The organism is Psychrobacter sp. 4Dc, assembly GCF_002836715.1.
Taxonomy (GTDB): domain Bacteria; phylum Pseudomonadota; class Gammaproteobacteria; order Pseudomonadales; family Moraxellaceae; genus Psychrobacter.
On record NZ_PJAT01000112.1, the window covers coordinates 75,706 to 99,890 of the forward strand.

Genomic DNA, 24,185 nt, shown 5'->3' on the forward strand with positions numbered 1-24,185 from the left:
AACCTAGTAACGATAAAGTCAGGTTTTAAAAATCTACTTTTTATCTGCTTTGGCCAATGCTTTCAACCACTTCGCTTGCTCTACCGTTGGGGTAAACGCTTGCCATAAGTCTGGACGACGCGTTTGCGTACGACTGACTTGCTGACTAAAGCGCCACTTAGCGATATTGGCATGGTGACCTGAAAGTAATACCTCAGGAACCGCCATACCCGCAAACTCATGCGGCTTAGTATAGTGTGGACAGTCAAGCAAGCCATCGACAAAAGAGTCTTGCTCCGCTGACTTGTCATCACCCATGATATCGGGCAGACGACGTATCACACTATCCATCAGCACCATTGCTGGCAACTCGCCACCAGTCAACACGTAATCACCTAACGATACTTCCATATCGACATATTGTGATAGTAAACGCTCGTCAATACCTTCATAACGACCGCATAATAAAATCATGCCATCGTAATCAGTCATATTGACTACGCTACTCTCACTAAGCGTCTGTCCTTGCGGTGACATATAAATCACCGGACAGTGCTCACTATCGACACGGCAACCATGTTGACTGGCACGCAATCGTGCATCCTCAATGGCTTTCGATAATGGCTCAGCCATCATCACCATCCCAGGACCACCCCCATAAGGGCGCTCATCAATACGGCGATAGTTATCGGTGGTATAATCACGTGGATTAATGCATTCAATCGTAACTTGCTCTTGAGTCACTGCTCGGCCCGTGATTCCAAATTCACGAATCGTGGCAAACATCTCAGGAAAAATACTAATTACGGCAAAATACATCTGATGTCTACTTGCGTTGAGGCTAAAACAATCGGTGTAAGTAATAATAACGTCTGACTAAAAAGCCAGAAACGCTATTAGTAATCACTCGGCCATGCCACAAGCACTGTTTTTTCAGTCATATTGACTTCTATCACAGTCTGCTTATGCCATGGAATCAGGCGTTCTTCATTGTCCAAACTGTCTGAATTTGCCGTTACACGCATGATGTCATGGGCACCGGTTTCAAACATTTCAGTGATATTACCTAGATACTCATCCTGCTCGTTCATCACGCGCAGACTGACCAAATCCGACCAATAATATTCGTCTTCAGCTGTTTCAGGTAGGACGTTTTGCTCGACCCAAACGGTAACACCGTTCATAGTCTCAGCAACATTACGATCAGGAATCTGCTCAAATTGAGCCACAATTCCTGTTCCTTGCTCACGCCAAGCCTTCACAGTCAAAGGTTTCATGCCAGTGGCAGTTTTCATCCACCAAGGCTTCATGTCGAATATCGCTGTACGGTCATCAGTATCACTGAATACCCAAAGCCAGCCTTTAATGCCGTAAGGCTTCTTAAGCTGACCAATTTTCATAAGGGCACTAGCGTTTGGAACAGATGACATAGCAGCTAACCTAACAATGATTAAAACAGCAATTGCAAAAACAATTGCGTCAAAAGCGATAAACAGTTAATGGCGCACCCTGGTCAGACCAGTTACGCTATGTATTCTAAAGTCTACTGAGTCATGTCATAGTTTTGCTATGAACGTCTCAGTAACAACCAAAACTTAAGCAGTTGCTTCAGTTTGAGCTGCAGACTTGTTGTAAGCTTTTGCTAATGAAGCAACGCGATCTGAAGGTTGTGCACCTTTTGCGATCCACGCATTGTACGCTTCCATGTTTAGGCGTACTGCTTCTTCAGACTCTTTAGCGAGTGGGTTAAAAAAGCCGATGTTTTCAATATAGCGACCGTCACGCGCGCGGCGTTGATCAGCAACAACTACTTGATAAAATGGGCGTTTCTTGGCACCGCCCCGTGCTAAACGAATAACAACCATGTGAATTCTCTCTTTCGCAGGTATACCAAAAAGGGCATAATTATATCACAGTCTTTATTTGTTGAAAACATAAACTGTGCATATTTAATTATTTATTAACAATAGCTTAAATGTCGACCTAAGTAAAATATAACTGATAATAATGGCTTATTTTTAAAGTTTTTCTTTAGATTAGACCTCTTGCGAAAGTACCAGTTCATTGACCTCCGTTGACGGAGTTACGAGGGCTAGCGATGACTTATGCAAGAGGTCTATTCTATAGATTACTGTCGCTCTCTCTGAAAAATAGATGATTGCTAAATACATTTATCCTTAAGCTTAACTTTATATCTATTCCAATAACTGTTTGGCTCGCTCGTCGATTGCATACTGTATCAGTACTATTTATTGATTATGCTATTCTATGATATACCGCTATAGATTGATGCACGGACTAGCTTTAAGGCAATCGCAATTAAAGAGCTACACGCTATATCACGCTAACTTTTCTTTTACTCTGTTGGACACATATGATCTCTCCGAACCCAAAGCCGCGTCGTAAAGGTTGGCTGCCACGCTCTTATTCCAACACTTGGCTAACGACCTTGATGGTTGCCTTTATCGTGCTTATCAGTGTGAGCTTATCGATTTTGTTCTTTTGGCGCAGTCTGTATCTGCCAGAGTTAAAAAACCATGCACGCTATTTAACGAGTGAGTTGCAGCTGATTAATAGCGTTAATAAAGACTGGCAAGGTCGTCCCGAAGTACGCCAATGGATTTACCAGCACTCTCATGTCGTCGTGGTAAACAATCCGAGCGACTTTCCAGAAGTCGCTGACAAGCCATTCGTGAGCTTTTTTACTGACGTACTACAACGTGAAATCGGTGCGCAGCTCGGCCGCCCTGTAGAAGTTTATTTTAAATTTAAGCCAACACCCCAGCTATGGGTACAAGATAGCCGTGATAGCAGTTTTTGGATACGTGAGCCTGTGGTTTACTATTCACAATATAGCCCAACGTTATTGGTGCTGTTTTTGATTGGACTGCCTATCCTATCGTTACTCACGATTATTCTGTTAGCGCGTCAGTTGAATCGCCCGCTACGCTACCTACAACGTGCAGCTACTAACTATATTAGGCTTGGTCATGCAACCACACTGCCCACTCAGAAAGGCCCCACAGAGATACGTCAAGTTAACATGGCGTTTAACCGACTGTTTACGACATTGAATCAAGCGCAAAAAGAGCGAACTATTATGCTCGCGGGCATCTCACATGATTTGCGGACGCCGTTGACACGTATGCGTTTGACCGCAGAGATGCTACCAGATGACTTCTTTCGTGAAGGGCTAATCTACGATATTGAGGATATGGATGCTATTTTGGAGCAGTTCATCTCATTTATGAAAGATGGTTCTGATGAGCCAGTCAGTTTGACCAATCTAGACACTATATTTAACGAAATCATGGTGCAGTTTGCGCCTATGAAGTTTGTATATGAGTCAGAATGCGACAAGGTCGTTCCCGTACGTCCATTATCCATCAAGCGTCTGATTATCAACTTGGTCAACAATGCCAATCGTTATGGAAAGCCACCTATTTATTTATCGGCTACGGTTATACCGACATTTATCGAAACTATCGAAGACGAAGATACGGATGTGGTCAGCGAAAATGTGGTGAACAAAGAAGCTCAAGAACAACTAGTGATTTGTGTACGAGATTGCGGTGATGGCGTCGCCGACGATCAATTAGAGCGGATTATGCAACCGTTTGAACGTGGAGAGACGGCACGGACTACCCAAGGTAGCGGACTAGGTCTTGCGATTGTTGATCGTATTGCACGATTACATCACGGTACCGTCGAAGCCATCAACCACCCTGAAGGTGGGCTACAAGTATGCGTACGTATTCCCCTACTCTCTAAAGTCGCTGGAGATACGACATTAGCGGCTGACGTAGAAGAGGTATCTGAGGTAGACAGTACGGTGACAAATTCAAAATAGCGATGAAACTTTAATTTGAATAAGCAAAGAGGTCAACGCTAGTCTTTGCTACCAATAGCCGGTGGAATATACTCAGCACTGTTAGTAAAAGCTAATGGCTGGGTAATTTCAGCCTGAGCTGTTTGTAGTGTTTGGGTCATTGACGGCTGTTTTAAAAATAAATAATAGCCTAGCGTAATCGCATTCAACACTACCAAGCCACCAAATAAATATGGCATCCTATGCCTCCTATGACATTGTCCAACTGTCTTAAAAATAGCGACAAGTGCGTCACCTAGCTATAAAGCGCTATCGTGTTATACCGTTAAGATGACGCTGATTCTCTTTAGGAACATGACTAATAATTATGGCGTAGTATGATAACTTAGTCTGATAGCTTGCTCTTATAGCTTAGCCGTATAACTTGGTCTAATCTGACAACTTAGTATCGAAGTCGCGCTCGCTTTTCTCCTGCATCAATTCATCAGCAGCCAGAATTTGCGTCAATGGTTTGATAGGCCATGTCATCACAAACCTTGCACCGCCCAACTCACGACTCTCATCTACCTTCATACTACCATTAAACCAAAAGGCAATACGCGATACAATAGACAAGCCTAGGCCATAGCCACCTGACGCGCGTGTACGGCTGTCATCTAAGCGTGAGAATGGAATGAATACTTTTTCGCGATCTGCTTCAGGAATACCATGTCCATCATCTTCGACACTAACGAAGGCATTGCCTTTTTTGACACCAGCACTAATGATAATGGTTGTTTCTGCATAGCGTAATGCATTACCTGCAAGATTTTGAATCACACGGTGTAAGTAGCGTCTATCTGCCACTGCTGTTACTTTTGCATTTGGCAAACTGGTTACTATTTTGATAGGTTTACCTAGCGCATTGGTTTCGCGCTCGATCTGCTCTAACAGCTCTCTTAAGTTTACTGGTTCTAAATCTAACTTTGGTGACCCTTCCTCAAGCTTAGCATAGGTCAAAATTTCATCAATCAAACCATTAAGCGATTCAATATCTTCATCAATATAATCACGCTGCATAAAACGTGAGTCTTCGTCATCTGTATCAGCAAGCATATCTACGGCAAATCGAATACGAGCCACTGGAGTACGAAGCTCATGTGAAACCGCTCGGGTAAGCTCTCGCTGTGATTCAATCAAACGCTTAATATGCGAGGTCATGGCATTAAAAGTCGCTGACAAACGTGCTATTTCATCTTGACCAATAACCTGTACTTGAATATCAAGGTTGCCTTTACTCACCTCATTAACACCAACTTGAATCAGCTGTAGCTTGCGCTCAAGTGGAAAAATGAGCGCATAAACACCCAAACTGATTAAAAACATACTAATCAGGATCATACTAATAATCAAATTAAGTGGAAACCAGTTAAATAAGGGTACAGGCCCTATCAAGACTGCCATATCATTGATTTCAGACGGAACCACTATCTTGATGGCTGAGCTACTGGTACTACTATTAGGGTCTTGTAATGAGATGACCACTTCATCGCGGCGTAGGCGTGACATTTGATCTGAATCTAAATCGAGCGTGTTAACAGGCACAAATGCCAGAGGAAAAGAAAATTTCTCCTCAAGTTCGGCCAAGCGTGCACGTTTATCAGACAAGGTGACTTCATAAGACAAATCATCCAATAAAAAGACAGCAATTGCTCTGACTTGCTGCTCCGTAACCTCCGATATCCGTGCTGTTAGGACATTCTCATTATCCGGCAAGCGATAATAAACATCTGCATACACAGGCTGTTCGACATAACGCACAACGGTATTGTCATTTTCAAAACGTCTCAGCTCGCTTGCGGTAAAATCTATGTCATCAATAGGTATGATTTTAAAATTTGCACCAAACAAACTACTGGCATCAGACAACCAGTATTCCCGCTCTTCTACAGTGTTTTGGTGAGAGATACCTTCGCTCACCAAATGAAAAGCCCCCATTGCCATGTTTTCACGGTAGGACTGTACACGCTCCTTATTGATAGTACCCATCAATAACTGCGCAAACAATGCTACGCACAAACAGACTATGAGTAGTCCAGCATAGATACGAACAAAAATACTGTGTTTTAAAGAAGAGACTAATGACATACGTGCCGTGACCAACTTAATAGATAAAAACTGCTGACATCATCTAGCATATAATCGCTGCTATGTAATTGATATCGAACACTGTTGAATAGGATTATCAGACGCTAAATGGTACATTTTAATGGATGTGCAATGATCATCCAAACAGAATAGACATTTTATGCATTTAGTTCGCGTCTATAATAAGTGCTTAATTAAACCACATAACACTACATTTAAGTTTAAAAATTAAAATTTAGCCACAAAAAAACCAGCATAATGGCTGGTTTTTTTGTGAAGTGATTCTCAATATTTCATGATTATATGAATCAGTTCGACCTAGTTACCTTCTTTCACGAACAGGTAGCCTTTACTACGTACGGTCTTGATACGTTTTGGATTTTCTGGATCATCACCGATTTTTGGACGAATACGTGAGATACGTACGTCAATTGAACGATCTTGACCATCATACTCAATACCGCGTAGACGCTCAAAGATATCTTCACGAGATAGAATACGACCTGCATTAGAAGCAAGCAACCATAGTAAATCATATTCAGCACTGGTGAAATCGACGAACTCATCACCTAGATTAACTGAACGACCACCGTTATCAATGACTAACTCACCAAACTCTAGACGTTGTGGCACATCTTCTGATGGTGCATTTTCTGAGCGGCGCAGTAGCGCACGAATACGGGCAAGCAATACACGTGGCTGAGCAGGCTTGGCAACATAATCGTCAGCACCCATCTCAAGACCCAATACCTGATCCATGTCTTCAGTACGTGCAGTCAACATCAAAATTGGATTTTGATAATGCGGGCGTACTTCACGGCATACGGTCAAACCATCGCTACCAGGTAGCATAACATCAAGTACAACCATATCTGGCTGCTCATTGACGATACGGCGAATAGCACGATTACCATCAGTTTCAATTGCCACTTCTAAACCATTTTTGACCAAGTAATCTTGAGTCAACATGGCCAGACGCTCATCATCTTCAACAATCAAGATTCGGGGGGTGTTGTCTTCTTCATTCGTTGTCATTGTTATATCCTCTAATACATCTAATTTAAAAGCAGTAAAAGTAAGAGCGGTAAAATTAATAGCACCATATAGTGGCACAATTGATGTTCGTATAGCTGTTACAAACTTGGTAGCACAGTATACTATTAAATTATCAGCTTCCTATACTATAGCTGATAGTCGGTAACAAAACCTATAAACTACCCCTATCAAAACTTTAGTTTGCGTCCAGAAATTACGTCAATTACTTCGTTAGTACATTGCAATCTGTATTATCTATCGGTTGCTAATTATCCAAACCATCGAGCCAACGTTATCGCGTACAATTACTGCTCGTTGCTTATAATACGTTATGTCTAATATAACCATATATTACCGTTGTCGCCAGTGTCTTTTTAAGAAAACTCCAATAGGCGATGATTCATTGATAATAAAAGATTTTTCCTGAGAATAGAGTGAACTGCCACAAATATTATCCAAGTGATAATCATGTGTATTCAATGCAGAACCGTTAATTTCATAATGAATAGACATAAAAAAACAGCCCATATAATGGACTGTCTTTTTATCATTACTTATAGCGATAACTCTAAATGATTGGCTAGAGCTATCAGTAATAAACTATGCGCGGTTTTTGTACTTACGAATAGTCTGTAATTGTCCTACAGACTCTGCAAGTGAGGCCAAAGCCGCATTGGTTTGTAGCGTATCAGACTGGTTAACTAACATTTGCTCAGCCTTTTTACGTGCTTCGACGATTTTGCTTTCGTCAAGATTGTGTGCACGCATGGCTGTATCAGCCAATACCGTAACCATCTTAGGCTGTACTTCTAGTACGCCACCTGAGACGTAAATTACTTCTTCTTCACCGTTTGGTGTTTGCACTCGCATTGCACCTGGCTTTAGCAAAGTAATAAGCGGTGTGTGACCTGGCAATACACCAATCTCGCCTTCGGTACCAGTAGCTATTAACATGCTAATTTCGCCTGAATACAACTCTTCACGAGCACTTACGACGCGACATTGTAACGTTGCCATACTTAATTCCTTACCATCAAAGCGCGATCAAAAAACAGTAAAACTGCGATGCGTTACTGAAGAGTAGATACAAGATTTATATTATATCTACTCGTTAGCTTATGCTCATACAACTTACGCTGACTTAGACTTCATTTTTTCAGCTTTAGCGACTACTTCATCGATGCTACCAGCCATGTAGAACGCCTGCTCTGGTAGGTCATCGTATTCACCAGCGATGATTGCTTTAAAGCTAGCAATAGTATCGCGTAATGGTACGTATTTACCAGGTGCACCAGTGAAGACTTCAGCTACGTGGAATGGCTGAGACAAGAAGCGCTGAATCTTACGAGCACGATAAACAACCAGTTTATCTTCTTCTGATAACTCATCCATACCCAAGATAGCGATGATGTCTTTAAGCTCTTTATAACGCTGTAGAACTTCCTGAACACCACGAGCAACATTGTAATGATCTTCACCGATTACTTGTGGATCTAACTGACGTGATGTTGAATCCAATGGATCAACCGCAGGATAGATACCTTGTGATGCGATATCACGGCTTAGTACAACTGTTGCATCCAAGTGAGCAAACGTTGTAGCAGGTGATGGATCGGTCAAATCATCCGCAGGTACGTATACCGCCTGAACTGAAGTAATAGAGCCTGACTGAGTTGACGTAATACGTTCTTGTAGTAAGCCCATCTCTTCAGCTAGTGTTGGCTGATAACCAACCGCTGACGGCATACGACCAAGTAGTGCTGATACTTCTGTACCCGCTAGTGTATAACGGTAGATGTTATCAACAAACAATAGGACGTCACGACCTTTACCAGTAACAGGATCTTTGGTATCACGGAAGTACTCAGCCATGGTCAAACCAGACAGTGCAACACGTAAACGGTTACCCGGTGGCTCATTCATCTGGCCATACACCATTGCTACTTTAGACTTACTGAAGTCTTCAGTGTTTACAACGCCAGCTTCCTGCATTTCGTGATAGAAATCGTTACCTTCACGAGTACGCTCACCAACACCAGCAAATACTGACAAACCTTCATGTTTTAGAGCGATGTTGTTAATCAGCTCCATCATGTTAACGGTTTTACCAACACCAGCACCACCGAACAGACCAACTTTACCGCCTTTAGCAAACGGGCAAAGTAGATCGATAACTTTAATACCAGTCTCTAGTAGCTCAGTACTGTTCGACTGATCCGCGTAGCTTGGCGCTTCACGGTGGATAGACCATTTTTCGTCAGCAACAACAGGACCTTCTTCATCGATAGGACGACCAAGAACATCCATGATGCGACCTAGCGTACCAGTACCTACAGGCACAGAAATAGGTGCACCAGTATTAGTAACAGGTAGGTTACGCTTTAAACCTTCGGTTGAACCCATTGCAATAGTACGTACAATACCGTCACCTAGCTGTTGCTGTACTTCTAGGGTAGTTTCGGTACCGTCTACTTGCAAGGCATCAAAAATTTGAGGAACTTCATTACGGTTGAACTCAACGTCAAGAACCGCGCCAATAATCTGTACAATACGACCGCTACTCATTGCGTTCTCCTTGAACTTCTATATATAGGTGTAGTCAATTATGAAACAGCAGCAGCACCGCCAACGATTTCCGAGATTTCTCGGGTAATCGCCGCTTGACGCAGCTTGTTATAAACCAACTGTAAATCGTTAATAAGGTCACCAGCATTATCTGTTGCCGCTTTCATCGCAACCATACGTGAAGACTGCTCAGAGGCAATATTTTCCATTACCGCTTGATAAACAATCGACTCAATATAGCGACCAAGCAATTCATCAATTAACGTCTTGATGTCAGGCTCGTAGATATAATCCCAGCTAAGTTCTGTCTGTAGACCACTGTCTTCATCATCAAATGACTGCTCTGGTAGAGGAACCAACTGATTAACTGTTGGTTTCTGAGTCATCGCATTGACGAATCGGTTATAGACCACATAGATACGGTCAATATTACCGTTACTATAGTCTTCAAGCATTGCTTGAACCGGTGCATTCAATTGTTCAAACGTTGGTTTATCGCCATAATCGGTCACAGCCGACGTAACTTTACCACCAAAGTTTTTGAAGAAACTCACACCTTTGGCACCGATGACTGCAAACTCAGCTTGTACAGACTGATCTTGATAATCTTGGATACTTTTAGTTAGGGCTTTGAATAAGTTAATATTCAAACCACCCGCTAGGCCACGGTCAGAGGTAATGACAATATAGCCAACCTTATTGACTGGACGCGATACCATATACGGATGTTTGTAGTCTGATGAGGCATGCACCAAATGTGAAATAACCCGGCGCATACTATCAGCATACGGGCGACCCACGTCCATGCGCTCTTGCGCACGGCGCATTTTACTTGCCGCTACCATTTGCATAGCACGAGTAATTTTCTGGGTGCTTTTAATACTGGTGACTTTGGCACGTATCTCTTTTAAGCTTGCCATAATGATTCCAATATAAGAGGGTTAAAAAGCATTGGCGCATGCGACAATCGTTTGATATACAACATCAATATTATAGAATAACATTTTATATCTTGTGGCATTACGCGATCTAATACCGGTAATGGTTAAAACAGTGGCGCAAATATCTGGTCAGACAACGCGCCACTTTATCAGCTCTAAGCTACAGTTATAACCAATTCGGCTTAACCCGTTAAATTAATAACTGTGATTTTGTTTAAAGGTCTCTAGAGATGACTTTAAACGACCTGCGATATCATCATTGTAGTTCGCAGTGTCATCAATCTCACGCATCAATTCACTTTGCTCATCATGCATATAACGTAGGTACGCTTCTTCGAAAGAACCAATCTTTTCGACAGGTACGTCAGCTAAGAAGCCTTCGTTTGAAGCATAGATAACGGCTGCTTGCTCAGAGATTGACATCGGCTGATACTGCTTCTGCTTCATCAATTCAGTCACACGCTCACCATGATCAAGCTGTTCGCGAGTTGCGTCATCAAGATCTGATGCGAACTGAGCAAATGCTGCTAGTTCACGATATTGAGCTAGAGCGGTACGAATACCACCAGATAGCTTTTTGATGATCTTAGTCTGAGCGGCACCACCAACACGAGATACCGAGATACCAGCGTTTACTGCTGGACGGATACCTGAGGCGAATAAACTAGACTCTAGGAAGATCTGACCATCAGTGATCGAAATCACGTTGGTTGGTACGAATGCAGATACATCACCAGCTTGTGTTTCAATGATTGGTAGTGCGGTTAAAGAACCAGTTTTACCTTTCACTTCACCGTTAGTGAACTTTTCTACATAATCAGCATTTACACGTGATGCACGCTCAAGTAGGCGTGAGTGTAAATAGAATACGTCACCAGGATAAGCTTCACGACCTGGCGGACGACGTAATAGTAGTGAAATCTGACGATAAGCGACTGCTTGCTTTGATAAATCATCAAATACAATCAGTGCATCTTCGCCGCGGTCACGGAAGTATTCGCCCATCGTACAACCTGAGTACGGTGCGATATACTGAAGTGCTGCAGGCTCTGATGCTGAAGCAACCACAACAGTGGTGTATTCTAGTGCGCCAGTTTGCTCAAGCTTACGTACTACGTTAGCGATAGTCGAACGTTTCTGTCCAATAGCCACGTATACACATTTAATACCTGAAGCTTTCTGTGCGATGATCGCATCGATAGCCATCGCTGTTTTACCAGTCTGACGGTCACCAATGATAAGCTCACGCTGACCACGACCGATTGGAATCATGGTATCAACAGCTTTATAACCAGTCATTACTGGTTGATCTACTGATTGACGGTCGATAACGCCTGGAGCGATCTTTTCGACTTTATCAGTCATCTTGGCATCGATAGGACCTTTGCCATCAATAGGATTACCCAAAGCATCAACAACACGGCCTAACAGCTCAGGACCTACTGGTACTTCAAGAATACGACCAGTACAATAGGCTTTTTGACCTTCTTGCAGCTTTAGGTAATCACCAAGTACTACCGCGCCAACAGAATCACGCTCTAAGTTTAGAGCCATTCCGTAGATTTCGCCTTCAAACTCAATCATTTCGCCGTACATGGCATCTTCAAGACCATGAATCTGCACGATACCGTCAGATACTTTGACAATCGTGCCTTCATTCTTTGCAGTTGCACCCGCATCAAGGTCTTGAATACGCTGCTTAATCAGGTTACTGATTTCCGCTGGATTCAATTGTTGCATTGCCTTGTTTCCTTTAATTTATGATAACCCGCCCACTGACTTAATTGCTCTTATAATCATACAGTCAATATTTGACTGTATTGATGATTGGCATTAGGCAGTTAGCTGTGTTTTTAACTGTTGTAACTTGCCGCGCATCGAATCATCAATGACTTTGTCACCGACTTTGATTGTAGCGCCTGCCAATAGACTTGGATCAACTGATTCGTGAATCACTACACTAGCATTTAGCGAGGCAGCAAGACGCGTTTGTAGCGTTTGACGCTGTTCATCAGTCAATGGGTAGGCAGAGGTCACATATGCGTCAAGCTGCTTTAAGCTTATTGCCTTGTGACGGCGATAATGCTCATAAACTTCAGGAAGCAGCGCCAGACGCTCTTGTTCTGATAACTGTTTAACGAAGTTACTAAGTGCTACTGATACTTTTGGATAGCTTACGTTACTGTCAAGGCTAGTCCCTTGAGCTTCGCTTAATAACTGCTTAAAAGCAGAATCATTAGCGCTAGCTACTTGCGTATCATAAAGATCGACCAAAGCAGCTGACTTATGCTCAGCAGAAACAGCTGGATTGTCTAGCCAAGTACTGAACGACTTGTCATTGACAACAGTGCTAGCAACAAGTAAGAAGTTTTCCCACTCGTTGACTGCGCCGTTTTCGTTGGCATAGTCAAACGCGGCTTTAGCGTACGGTCGTGCTAAGGTTGATAAGTCAGCCATTATATCCTCACAATTACAGCTTCGCCGCCAGTTGGTCTAACATACTGGCATGTTTTTGCACATCGACTTTGTCTTGCAAAATCTTCTCTGCACCAAGTACAGCCAGTTCAGCAACTTGGGCACGCAATGATTCACGCGCTTGATTGATTTCTTGATCGATAGATGCTTGCGCTTGTTGACGAATGCGCTCGCCTTCCGCTTGGGCTTGCGATTTTGCATCTTCGACGAGCTGATTGGCACTCTTGTTCGCTTGCTCGATTAGAGCGGCAGCCTTGGTCTTTGCAAGATCAAGTTCCTGCTGGACATTTTGCTCCGCGGTCGCCAAATCTGCTTTTGCTTTTTCTGCGGCATTCAGACCTTCAGCAATTTTACGCTGACGCTCATTGATGGCACCGATAAGTGGTGGCCACACGAATTTCATGCAAAAAATCACAAATATTGCAAAAGCAATGGCTTGACCGACGAGGGTAAAATTGATATTCACGTGATCACCTCTTTGTTAATGAAAAATCAGTTTCATTGATCATGTTTGGTAGTCAAATCTTGACTATATTTGATAGAAAGTCTCCGAATACCAAACATTTACAACTGAGCTTTCGGATTAACCTGCTAGAGGGTTAGCGAACAACAATAGCATAGCAATACCAACACCGATCATCGGAATAGCATCAAGAAGACCTGCTACGATGAACATACGAGTTTGCAATTGTGAGCCAAGCTCTGGTTGACGCGCAACGCCTTCTAAGAATTTTCCACCTAGAATAGCAAAACCAATACCTGTGCCAAGTGCGCCAAGACCGATAAGTAGTGCTACTGCGATAACTGTGTAACCACCTAATACTGGATCCATTGATGTATCCTCATTTACCTATTGAATGTCTAATTAATGTTCAGTTGATGATGCAAGCGACATGTAAACTATCGTCAGCATCATGAATACGAACGCTTGAAGTGTAATAACTAAGATGTGGAAGATAGCCCACGGTACCGATAACGCCCATTGAATCCAAAACGGCATTAGAGCAATCAGTATGAAAATCAATTCCCCAGCATACATGTTGCCGAATAGACGCAAACCAAGTGATACAGGTTTGGCTATTAGAGTAACTGCTTCTAGGATGAAGTTGATGGGAATCAAAATCGCTTGTACGATTGGGTTTTTGGCGCCAAACGGATGCAGTGTTAACTCACCGATAAAGCCGCCCAAACCTTTTTCTTTAATGCTATAAAAGATAATCAGTGCAAAGACAGAGAACGACATACCAAGCGTGATGTTAGGATCAGTCGTTGGAACAATCTTAAAGAAAACATGATGTGGATCATGGCCCATAGCGGCACCGATTTGCCCAGCAATACCTGGAATGAAATCAACAGGTATCAAATCCATCAAGTTCATCAAAAAGATCCAGACAAAAATGGTCAACGCCAATGGCGCAATCAGTTTTGATGTACCACTGTATGAATCACGAACGTTGTTATCAACAAACTCAACGATCATCTCAACTGCTGCCTGAGTTTTTCCTGGCACGCCTGAAGTGACTTTTTTGGCAACCATCCAAAAGACGGCGCAAAATAAGATACCTAGACCAATCGACCATAGCATAGAATCAAGATGGATAGCGTTAAAGCCCATTGCCCCTGCTTCTTCAGCAGTATGAGCAACTTTCCAACCTTCGCCCGGCAGATAGCCATACGTCCAATTCGTTAAGTGGTGAGAGATATATTCTGATGATGTTTGCTCGGATGCCATAATGTAAGCTTCTTATTAATCAACGATTTAATCAACTACCAAAAATATGGTTGTCATCTGATGAGGTGTAGTATTTATATCTATCTTGCTATTAAACAAATAAATAAACCGTACTAAATCACTCATGTAACCAACAACATCCAACCCATAGTTCTATTACTAATATGCAATATTTGATAGCGTGAGATAAATTTTAGCTATCAAAAAAGGGCTTATGATAACTCAGTAATAGCCCTTGCATTTTTATACGCAAAATTATTATATATGTGCTTGCCCACTGACCGTTTTTTACGATCGGCGCTTAATGTAGCGCTTATAAGCAAAATATTTAGCCGCCTATATTAATGCAGCGTTGTATTCGTGTAAAGTCAATTGTGATTTTTTTATCCACTGTATGAATAAGTTAGCCACCAGTTTTACTTGCTAATATAGCCACTAACCATAATCAGATATCAGTAATCTAATTATCAGCGATACAGATAGTTGAATACCCCCTACCCTCTCACTGCATACTACGTCTAACATTGAGACTCATAGTGCGGTCTTTATAATCACTGGTGCTATCCTAAGACAGCGTTGTGTTCGACTTTTCGAACTAGTCATAGAGAAGCTGGACGGCAGGGTGACTTGCCAGTACTATTAATAAACCATCTGTTTAGCGATCATTTATTAGCGCTAGCGTATATGCCACAACATCCAACTGTGACTAATTTGCATTACCATAAAACCGATAAACAGCGCTGGCGCAGATAGGGGTTGTACGGTAATAAAAATTAGTGCAAAACCAAACACGGTCAATAACCATTTTGACATTTGACCCCGATATAGCTGGCTAACGATATGTTGGCGCGCGCGATATCCGGTGTACCAAAAAATAAAAAACGCAAATACTGCCTGAGTGATAAAACTTAGTAGCGCACCAATTGCAGTGCTTTTTGCTATCGTAAGCTCACTATGTAACCAAATAGTATCTACTAACCAAGCAATGATAATAAGGATAAATAGTATCCATGCTTGTCGTTTAATATAGATGCCAATCTTGTCTTTTTGCGTGCGTTTGGCAGGCTTGGTCATCGGTATTCCTATAGCCCTTACAGCATTGGGACAATATATCATACTTATGATAATTTTATCCGTGAATGACTTACTCTACAGGCATTACCTTTCGGCCAAAATAAAACGCTACTTATTATAGGTAGAGCGTAACTATTAAGCAAGTAAAATATGACTTTTATCAGTCACCTAACGCATTTTGCTAAGATTATTATATTATGTAGTCTGTAATAAATGCTTGAAGCGAAGCTATACAACCAACTCAATCAATCTGAGCAAATTGCTGTTTTTGGCTACATTACGAAATACATTGATATATCTGTTTGGCCATACTCTGCCAACCGCTGATAAAGTCATCGCTACTACTCATGTCTTCTGGTTGTACCGTACTCTTCACTGGCTGCAATTTCGCAAGTAAGCCTTTCGCTGGCTCACTTGGACTAACCAAACACATTTGCTTGGCTGGGCGCTGCTCATTCAACCAACGGAGTTGGCTTGCTTTGGGTGAGAGATGATGATCTACGCTCAGGCTGCCAACGAGCGTTAAGTGTAAGCTATCTTCGACATATTGATACGCATCATGATAAGCCCAATAAGGTCGTGTTTTTGAGTCACTCTGAGTAGAGCTTTGCTCAAATGTAGCAACTTCTTCATCTAGCTGCTGCGCAAATTTTTTCGCGTTAGCTTGGTATAGGTCTTTATATTGTGGATTGGCATGACTATGAATCACAGCCAATGCACGGGTAATGGCTTTGGCATTTTCAGGGTCTAACCAAATATGTGGATCTAGTGTACCCGCGATAGCGTCGCCCTTTACATCACGTAATGGATGTCGATTGAATGCATCGAACTCAAATAAAGCAATGGCATTTGGGGCTGTTTTCAGGCTCGCTGCTAGATTGTTTTCTAGCGGCTCACCGAACCATACGACGAACTTGCTGTCTTTGATTGCTTTGATATCACCAGGGCTGATACTACCATGATGTCCTACCTCCCCCGCTTGCAATAGTCGATTGGCTGATGGCGCGCCTTCTGTTACTGCTTCACTTAACAAGAATAGCGGATAATTGCTAACACTGACCGTTGCAGCTTGTGCATTCAGTGTGAAAGTTCCTAGAACTATCAGTCCTGTCATTAGCAAGCGCTGTAATGTAATAAGCGAACGTACGGAGTAAGTAAAAACAGCGTTCATAGTAAGCTCTTTTATTGTTAGATAGCATTGTTGGATAACGAACGTACAAGTAATAGTGTCCTGCCCCACTCCTGTAAAAAGGGTAGATATACAAGACTACTATAAGAAAATTAACTCATTTCTTATAGTAGTATGTTATACTATAACAATAAAAAACGCTATCATAAAAAACGTCATGCGATTACCATGCTATTTTTAGGAGCTTGTACCATGTCTATTACTTCATCGATCTGCGAACATTTGCATGATGTGCAAGATCTGACTCCGCATGATGTTCATGAACGCTTAGCAGCAGCTAAAGAGCATTGCCGTCTAAATGGCGCGCGCTTTACGCCTTTGCGTCAGCAGATATACCAATTAGTCTTGGAGGCAGATCAGCCCGTTGGCGCTTATGACCTAATCACTCAGTTGCAGCAAATGCGGTTGTCTATACCTAATGATAGTAATATTCAAAAAGTAGCGAGTTCACCAACAGTGTCGGTAGAAACTAAGATAACCAAAAAACGCACGCCGAAAAATGTCGCGCCGCCAACGGTTTATCGCAGTTTAGAATTTTTGCTAAGTGAAGGGTTGATTCATCAATTAACCTCTATTAATGCTTATGTTCCTTGCTGTCATCCTCGCGCCCAGCATACAGCCGCATTTTTGATCTGCGATCAGTGTCAACGGGTGCAAGAATGCAGCAGCCTGCCCGTTCAGGAAATGATGAGCTTTGCCGAGCAAGATGTGGGGTTTGTGGTTGAGCGTAGCGTCATTGAGCTTAGCGGTCGTTGCCAAGCTTGTCAGTAAGGCTACTGTGGTTCGTGTAAACGTTTTAAGCATGATTCGTCGATTGTCTATTTAACTATGCGTTGTCATATTATGAATATCTCTACCCTACCTTCTAATCAGTTAAATACTACTGTTGCGAATAGCAGTACTGTGAGTAATGCTGACAAATTATTGAGCTTAAACAATATCAGTTACCATATTGGGCCTCAACGCCTGCTCTCTCACATCGATATTGACATTGCTGTTAATGAGACGGTCAGTCTTATCGGTCCCAATGGCGCTGGTAAATCAACACTAGTCAAACTCATCTTAGGTTTGATTGAGTCAACTGATGGCTCTATGACAGCACATAAGCCGCTACGGCTTGGTTATGTACCGCAGCGATTTGCTGTGCCACCGATATTACCACTGCGTGTCTGCGACTTGTTGGGGCAAGCAGATAAAAAACGTTTAACCTCTGAGCAGCGACAGTTTATCTTTGATAACTTATCATTAACGCATTTACTGTCACGGCAGATGTTGCATTTATCAGGTGGTGAGACGCAGCGCGTGTTGCTAGCTAGAGCGCTACTAGACAAACCTAACTTGCTTATTTTAGATGAGCCGATGCAAGGTCTCGATCCCGATACTGAAGTTTGGCTATATCAGTTTATTGATGAGCTGCCTGATTTCTTACGTTGCGCCATGCTAGTGGTGTCTCATGATTTGCACTGGGTCATGAAAGGCAGCCGCCGCGTCATTTGTTTGAATAAGCATATTTGCTGTGAAGGACAACCAAGCGAGCTGGCCATTAGTACTGAATTTCAAAAGCTATTTGGTCATCATTATGAGCAGCCATACGTGCATCAGCCTCATGCCTGTGAACACCATGCGCCAAGCGAGTTATAGCGTTAGTAATCAAGGCTCAAAATCGCTAAAATCCAGCTCATTAAAGCCAAAAATATTAAACATATAAATAATACGGCTTTACTCTTTTATAAAAAATTTTACGGACATTCATTATGACTGCTTGGTTAGCCATCATTGCGCCTGCTTGGATCGCTGGCAGTATATTAGCGTTATTATCAGCGCCGTTAGGTTGCTTGGTATTGTGGCGGCGCATGGCGTTTTTCGCCGATGCCTTAGCTCATGGCACGTTGCTAGGTGTGGCTTTGGCTGTGTGGTGGCAATTACCAATGGGTATCGGCATTGCATTAGTCAGTGTCATGGTCGTACTGGGACTGGTCTTGATTGATGATGAGCGTCTGCCAGTGGATGCTGTATTGGCAGTCGTGTCAGTGTCGCTCTTGTGCCTAGGCTTACTGGCTTTGACCCAATTGACTGACCAACAGGCCAATGTGCTCGGGTTTTTATTCGGTAACTTGTTGGATCTTGATTGGGCAGATTTGCCTTTACTTGCTGGTAGCGTACTAGCTGGCTTGGGACTGCTTATCTACATTTGGCCTGCGCAAATCAAGCTCGCAACGCATGAAGCATTGGCACGTATTCAAGGTATCAATCCAACACGGCAACGGCTGTTTTTTATGGGTGTACTAGCAGGGTTTTGTGCGATTGCACTACAAGCGGTTGGAAGTTTATTAATCAGCGGATTATTAGTGCTACCTGCACTGACCGCACGTCTATGGTCAGCATCACCAAAACAAATGGTGATTATAGCGTTGATAATCGCTCAACTGGGTGTGACACTTGGTGTGTGGGGCAGTATTTGGCTAGATATTCAAACAGGTCTTTCTATCGTCTTGATATTAGCTGCTTTATTTTTTACTGCACTCATTTTTTCGAAGTTAATAAAGATAAAACTTTAGTTAGCGTCGCTGTAAATACGTTATAATGAATAAATTACGACTGTTTTTCGCTATCTTTTTGTTCGACTTTATTTTATTAATATAATGAATACTTTAGCTCGATAATACTATAAGGTGGCTCTAGACTTTAAATTTGCTATTGCTAGTTGATAGTATAAATATCGTTGATTAGAGTCAAAGTAAGCTCAAGGCAAACGCTGTGCTCTTTTATAGTAGATTGATGATAATTATAAATACCCAGTGAAAAATAGTAGCTCATTTATCCATACTCGCGCTAACAATACTTATTGTTGTGATTCGATAAGGGACTGAACCAATGCCAAACTATCCTGCCAATAAGTTAAGCACCTCTGACCAAACGATAAATATTTTACAGATTACTGATTTGCATTTATCGACGCCTGTCTTTGTTGATGAGAGTGACATCTATAGTGATGACATGGCTTGTCAGCATAGTTTTGAAGCAGTGCTCCAGCAGGCACTTAGTGAAGATATTCGCTGTGATTTGATTATTGTGACCGGTGACTTGGTCAATCGAGTAAAGTCTTCAATTTACGATCATATCTTTACTGTATTACAGGCGACTCAGATTCCGTTTGCTTGTATTGCTGGTAATCATGATGTGACGGATGAAAATGGTAAAGACTTGCCGTTTTTTCAGCGAGAGCTTATCGCTCAGCCTGCTGACTCACGTTTGTTAAGTCGTCATGTCATTGAGACTGAATGTTGGCAGCTGTTGTTATTAAACTCCTCCATTTCTGGTAAGGTCGCAGGCGAGATTACGCCCACTGATATCAATTGGTTATGTGAGAGACTCAGCACCTGTGATAAGCCCGCATTAATCGCCCTACACCATCATATTGTTCCAGTTGATTCTGACTGGATTGATACCCATATGGCAGAAAACACTGAGAGTTTTTGGCAGCATATGGCACCATTTGAACAGCTACAAGTGGTGATCAGTGGGCATACTCACCAAGAGCAAGTTCGACTGCGCCAAGGCGTCACGGTGTATAGCACGCCATCTACCTGCTATCAGTTCAAACCTTATGAAGATGATTTCTCTTATGATGAGCAGGCATTACCAGGATATCGCTGGTTGCAATTAGCCAACAATGGAACAGTTGCAAGCTGGGTTGAAAGACTGGATACTTGATGCCCAGAATTATTGGTACTGGTATAAGTCTTAGCCCTTATTACTTATAGCTTCCGTCAATAATCCCCAATCAAAAATGCAGTGATGAACAAATAAAATATGCATTCAATATAAAAAATCACTTCATTATTATTACAAACAATGATACAACTTATGAAATAAAGCAAGGGTGGCCAAATATCTAATATGAAGCCACTGCACGATAGCTAGGATGGCCCATTAACCACAAGCTCAGTTTTCACAATCAATGACCTACGGCATGCTTTAGACAGTATTATTAAAACCGAAGTTTATATAACAACCTATCTAACAATCGGTGTATAACTGTCAAGATATAAAGTCTACGATATTATTTGATCAGCTGTGTTACTTGTATTACCAAGTGGTGAAACGTTTGATAAAAGGACAAATTGTAGCGTTTGTAGCATTAATAACGTCTTGTCTTTTGATACGTCGTTTTATTGAATTAATTTGAAAAAGTAGGATACCCATATGAGCACCCTGACCACGAATCCGAGTGAAGTTAAATTTACTCCTTATGTGCCGGCCAAAGACGAAGAGTATATGTCTGATGCGCAGTTGGAGCACTTTAAGGCTATTTTATTGGATTGGAAAAACCAACTGATTGGCGAAGCGGATCGTACCAAAAACTACATCCAAGATGAGTCAAGCGCCATGCCAGACATCAATGACCGTGCCACTCAAGAAGAAGAGTTTGCATTGGCATTACGTACTCGTGACCGTGAGCGCAAACTTATCCGCAAAATCGACAAATCTATGTTAGAAATTGAAAATGACGACTATGGATTTTGTGAGACTTGTGGTGTAGAGATTGGATTACGTCGCCTTGAAGCACGTCCAACCGCAACTCAATGTATCGACTGCAAAACCTTATCTGAAATCAAAGAACGTCAAAACCAAGGCGCTTAGATCAGATATTACAGATATAAATGTCAGCAGAAGCGACCTTGTAATAGGTCGCTTTTTGTATTTTAGACTGTCACTATTTTGCTGCGTTACTGACTTTGCTCTGACAAATATAATCGCCTGAATAATGACATGACTAACAAAACAATCTCATTTAATGAATATCTTTTGATACTCATATTTATTATTCTATCTTTATTACCTCTTATAGACAGCCATTTATTTTGAAAACAACGCCTACCACCATGCCGACTCAAACGCTACCATCACAGCCTATTGGTCGCTTTGCGCCTTCACCAACGGGTGAGTTACATCTTGGTTCTCTAACGACTGCGCTTGCCAGCTTTTGCCATATCAAATCAATCGGTGGTAAATGGCTGTTGCGTATGGAAGATACCGATACTGAACGCTGTGATAGACAGTTCACTGAGCAAATTTTGATGGATCTTGAGGCACTTGGATTGCATTGGGATGGTGATGTTATTTATCAGTCTGAGCGCATTGATATCTATAACGATTATCTGTCATCATATCTGGATCCGTTGACCTATGGCTGCCAATGCTCTCGTAAAGACTTAGAACAGTACTGGGCGCAAGAAGAGATAAATAAAAACCATAGTAGTGCCAGCTTAACCACGGCGACCGATCAGACATTATTAGACGAACAAGTTTCATCAATTGGCCAAGTACAGCCAAATCGGCAGCGCTATCCACGTCGCTGTGTGGCAGCTGACCTTGATAGACAGCAGCATAAGCTACGTATTCAGCTACCAGACTATCGGATTGGCTTCAATGACGGTATTCAGGGACTACAATGGGATAATCCGCAACAGACGTTAGGCGATATGGTCGCTCGTCGTCAGGATGGCATGATTAACTATATACTGGCGGCCAGCCTCGATGATGGTCTACAGCAGGTTACTCATATCATGCGTGGCCTTGATATTCTACCTATGACGACCGCGCAAATCGGTATCATGCAAGCAGCCCGCCTACCCACTATTGACCAATGGTATCATCTGCCATTGATTAATAATGCCGATGGCCAAAAGCTCTCTAAGCAAAACCTTGCTCAACCCATCGACACATCAGACCCGAGTCAACTTATTGCTGAAGCCCTATCGCTACTGCAGCAACCAAAGGTTGATATCGATACCCCAGAAAACATGCTCAAACAAGCCATTGCTCAATGGGACAATACCCCACTACAAGGCAAGCAGCAATTAAACTTGTCCTATTAATAAGAGTTCAAAGGCTATAAATAGACAACAAAAAGCGCCACTATGAGTGACGCTTTGATGCCAATCGTACTGGGCATGATTTACCGAAATCTTAAAGTTACATGACACTCAGCCAATTATAGGCAAAGCCTATTAGTAATAACGGCATTGGCTTTTCTCGATTTCAGGGCTTTCTTTATATATCTTTAATAATAGCGCAACCATAACCAAGCTAATCAACATAGACGATCCACCATAACTAAAGAACGGCATAGTGAGACCTTTGGTTGGAATAGCACCCATATTCATCGCAGCGTTAATAATCGTCTGGGCAATAAATACCACGCCGATTCCGAAAGCAGTATAGCTCATGCGCATTTGACGACGTTTCAGCGCATTGTAACTGATACGCATCGCACTACCGATGATCAACGCTTCAAGTATCAGTACCATACTGACACCGACAAACCCTAACTCTTCACCTGTAATGGCTAATAAAAAATCCGTATGTGCCTCAGGCAAATGCGACAGTTTCTGTACACTTTCGCCATAGCCAACACCCGTGAACTGCCCACGACCAAAGGCGATCAAACTACGTGCGAGCTGATAATCAGTATCTTGTACATCGTCAAATGGATCCATAAACGACATCACACGCACCAGTCGGTACTCTGCCGTAGTCACCATCAACACTGCACCGCCAACAGCAGCAGCACCCAAGGCTAAGAAGTGCTTATAAGGTGCTCCAGCAATATAAAAAATCGCGAACAGCGTACCAATAATGACGACAAAAGAACCAAAATCTGGCTGCGATAATAACAGTATCGTTATCAGCGCCACTACTAGCATAATTCGCAAGAAGCCATCTAAGCCATTACGAACTTCAAAAGATCTCCGCACCACAAAATCAGATACAAACACAATCATGACCAGTTTGGCCAACTCAGCTACCTGAAAGTTAAAGCCGCCTACTGTGAGCCAGCGTTTGGAGCCATTAATTGGCGTACTAAACAGTGTGGCAACAAGTAATAGCCCCGTGATGCCCAGCAAAGCAAACTGGGTCTCAGTCTTATATAGGGTGCGTAAAGACACGCCATAATAAGGAATGACCGCAACGATTAAACCAATCGTCATATACAACAACTGGTTTTTGAAAAAATACAGCTCAGTCATACCACGGCTAAGCGCAAAAGGAATAGAAGCAGAAGCAACCATCAGCAGACTAAGCACCATCATACAGCCGACGCTTGATAATAAAATTGCGCGCGCTGATGGCATAGATAGGACACCATCTGAGCCGGAGGTTTGCTTGGTTTGGGGCGAGGAACGAAAAAAAGAAGAGAGCGCCATAATTTTATATACACTAACAAACGAAAAA

General features: G+C 42.3%; 24 protein-coding genes. 7 read left to right on the forward strand and 17 right to left on the reverse strand.

Annotated features, from left to right (window positions below; all coding sequences use genetic code 11):
- Positions 1–33: 33 nt before the first annotated feature.
- The 3 genes from trmD to rpsP all read right to left on the reverse strand — a co-directional run bounded on the left by trmD (position 34) and on the right by rpsP (position 1,844).
- The gene (trmD, locus tag CXF61_RS10715; protein WP_102092093.1) at positions 34–798 is read right to left on the reverse strand and encodes a tRNA (guanosine(37)-N1)-methyltransferase TrmD; all 765 of its coding nucleotides are present in this window, start codon (positions 796–798) and stop codon (positions 34–36) included.
- 77 nt (positions 799–875) lie between these two features.
- On the reverse strand, positions 876–1,409 hold the full coding sequence (gene rimM / locus CXF61_RS10720) for a ribosome maturation factor RimM (protein WP_101205950.1): 534 nt from the start codon (positions 1,407–1,409) through the stop codon (positions 876–878).
- Between the two features lie 165 nt (positions 1,410–1,574).
- Positions 1,575–1,844, reverse strand: coding sequence for a 30S ribosomal protein S16 (rpsP, locus tag CXF61_RS10725; protein WP_021812802.1), 270 nt, complete (start codon positions 1,842–1,844; stop codon positions 1,575–1,577).
- A 509-nt stretch (positions 1,845–2,353) separates the two neighbouring features.
- Here rpsP and CXF61_RS10730 point away from each other — a divergent pair.
- The gene (locus CXF61_RS10730; protein ID WP_165598206.1) at positions 2,354–3,829 is read left to right on the forward strand and encodes an ATP-binding protein; all 1,476 of its coding nucleotides are present in this window, start codon (positions 2,354–2,356) and stop codon (positions 3,827–3,829) included.
- Between the two features lie 38 nt (positions 3,830–3,867).
- Here CXF61_RS10730 and CXF61_RS10735 read toward each other — a convergent pair whose 3' ends face one another.
- From CXF61_RS10735 to CXF61_RS10795, 13 genes are all read right to left on the reverse strand, one after another.
- Complete coding sequence (locus CXF61_RS10735) at positions 3,868–4,047, reverse strand: hypothetical protein (RefSeq protein ID WP_165598207.1); 180 nt, start codon at positions 4,045–4,047, stop codon at positions 3,868–3,870.
- Positions 4,048–4,237: 190 nt separating this feature from the next.
- Positions 4,238–5,935 carry an ATP-binding protein gene (locus CXF61_RS10740; protein ID WP_165598208.1) on the reverse strand — a complete coding sequence of 566 codons (1,698 nt, stop codon included), beginning with the start codon at positions 5,933–5,935 and terminating at the stop codon, positions 4,238–4,240.
- 318 nt (positions 5,936–6,253) lie between these two features.
- Entirely contained in the window at positions 6,254–6,970 is a 717-nt protein-coding gene (locus tag CXF61_RS10745) for a response regulator (RefSeq protein ID WP_165598209.1), read from the reverse strand.
- 600 nt (positions 6,971–7,570) lie between these two features.
- Positions 7,571–7,987: a F0F1 ATP synthase subunit epsilon gene (locus tag CXF61_RS10750; RefSeq protein ID WP_057761996.1), complete on the reverse strand. Its 417-nt coding sequence runs from the start codon at positions 7,985–7,987 to the stop codon at positions 7,571–7,573.
- Between the two features lie 114 nt (positions 7,988–8,101).
- Positions 8,102–9,535 (reverse strand): F0F1 ATP synthase subunit beta, encoded by a 1,434-nt coding sequence (gene atpD, locus CXF61_RS10755; protein ID WP_057761998.1) that lies wholly within the window; start codon positions 9,533–9,535, stop codon positions 8,102–8,104.
- 38 nt (positions 9,536–9,573) lie between these two features.
- Entirely contained in the window at positions 9,574–10,455 is an 882-nt protein-coding gene (gene atpG, locus CXF61_RS10760; protein ID WP_160022091.1) for a F0F1 ATP synthase subunit gamma, read from the reverse strand.
- Positions 10,456–10,671: 216 nt separating this feature from the next.
- Positions 10,672–12,216 (reverse strand): F0F1 ATP synthase subunit alpha, encoded by a 1,545-nt coding sequence (gene atpA, locus CXF61_RS10765; protein WP_057762002.1) that lies wholly within the window; start codon positions 12,214–12,216, stop codon positions 10,672–10,674.
- A 93-nt stretch (positions 12,217–12,309) separates the two neighbouring features.
- Positions 12,310–12,933 carry a F0F1 ATP synthase subunit delta gene (locus tag CXF61_RS10770; protein WP_057762004.1) on the reverse strand — a complete coding sequence of 208 codons (624 nt, stop codon included), beginning with the start codon at positions 12,931–12,933 and terminating at the stop codon, positions 12,310–12,312.
- A gap of 13 nt (positions 12,934–12,946) precedes the next feature.
- On the reverse strand, positions 12,947–13,417 hold the full coding sequence (locus CXF61_RS10775) for a F0F1 ATP synthase subunit B (protein ID WP_101205956.1): 471 nt from the start codon (positions 13,415–13,417) through the stop codon (positions 12,947–12,949).
- A gap of 117 nt (positions 13,418–13,534) precedes the next feature.
- Positions 13,535–13,783 (reverse strand): F0F1 ATP synthase subunit C, encoded by a 249-nt coding sequence (gene atpE, locus CXF61_RS10780; protein ID WP_010197960.1) that lies wholly within the window; start codon positions 13,781–13,783, stop codon positions 13,535–13,537.
- Between the two features lie 33 nt (positions 13,784–13,816).
- The gene (gene atpB / locus CXF61_RS10785) at positions 13,817–14,683 is read right to left on the reverse strand and encodes a F0F1 ATP synthase subunit A (RefSeq protein ID WP_101205957.1); all 867 of its coding nucleotides are present in this window, start codon (positions 14,681–14,683) and stop codon (positions 13,817–13,819) included.
- A gap of 675 nt (positions 14,684–15,358) precedes the next feature.
- Entirely contained in the window at positions 15,359–15,757 is a 399-nt protein-coding gene (locus CXF61_RS10790; RefSeq protein WP_102092097.1) for an ATP synthase subunit I, read from the reverse strand.
- Between the two features lie 277 nt (positions 15,758–16,034).
- Positions 16,035–16,928 carry a metal ABC transporter solute-binding protein, Zn/Mn family gene (locus CXF61_RS10795; protein WP_165598210.1) on the reverse strand — a complete coding sequence of 298 codons (894 nt, stop codon included), beginning with the start codon at positions 16,926–16,928 and terminating at the stop codon, positions 16,035–16,037.
- A gap of 210 nt (positions 16,929–17,138) precedes the next feature.
- Between CXF61_RS10795 and CXF61_RS10800 the strand changes: the two genes are divergently transcribed.
- From CXF61_RS10800 to gluQRS, 6 genes are all read left to right on the forward strand, one after another.
- On the forward strand, positions 17,139–17,717 hold the full coding sequence (locus tag CXF61_RS10800; protein WP_165598211.1) for a Fur family transcriptional regulator: 579 nt from the start codon (positions 17,139–17,141) through the stop codon (positions 17,715–17,717).
- Between the two features lie 72 nt (positions 17,718–17,789).
- Entirely contained in the window at positions 17,790–18,587 is a 798-nt protein-coding gene (locus CXF61_RS10805) for a metal ABC transporter ATP-binding protein (RefSeq protein WP_165598212.1), read from the forward strand.
- A 113-nt stretch (positions 18,588–18,700) separates the two neighbouring features.
- Positions 18,701–19,504 carry a metal ABC transporter permease gene (locus tag CXF61_RS10810; protein ID WP_101205961.1) on the forward strand — a complete coding sequence of 268 codons (804 nt, stop codon included), beginning with the start codon at positions 18,701–18,703 and terminating at the stop codon, positions 19,502–19,504.
- 316 nt (positions 19,505–19,820) lie between these two features.
- Positions 19,821–20,660, forward strand: coding sequence for a metallophosphoesterase (locus tag CXF61_RS10815; protein WP_165598213.1), 840 nt, complete (start codon positions 19,821–19,823; stop codon positions 20,658–20,660).
- A gap of 492 nt (positions 20,661–21,152) precedes the next feature.
- Positions 21,153–21,590, forward strand: a complete 438-nt coding sequence (dksA, locus tag CXF61_RS10820; RefSeq protein WP_057762021.1) for an RNA polymerase-binding protein DksA — start codon at positions 21,153–21,155, stop codon at positions 21,588–21,590.
- 242 nt (positions 21,591–21,832) lie between these two features.
- Positions 21,833–22,828: a tRNA glutamyl-Q(34) synthetase GluQRS gene (gene gluQRS, locus CXF61_RS10825; RefSeq protein WP_165598214.1), complete on the forward strand. Its 996-nt coding sequence runs from the start codon at positions 21,833–21,835 to the stop codon at positions 22,826–22,828.
- A gap of 132 nt (positions 22,829–22,960) precedes the next feature.
- Here gluQRS and CXF61_RS10830 read toward each other — a convergent pair whose 3' ends face one another.
- On the reverse strand, positions 22,961–24,157 hold the full coding sequence (locus tag CXF61_RS10830) for an FtsW/RodA/SpoVE family cell cycle protein (protein ID WP_182176715.1): 1,197 nt from the start codon (positions 24,155–24,157) through the stop codon (positions 22,961–22,963).
- Between the last annotated feature and the right edge of the window lie 28 nt (positions 24,158–24,185).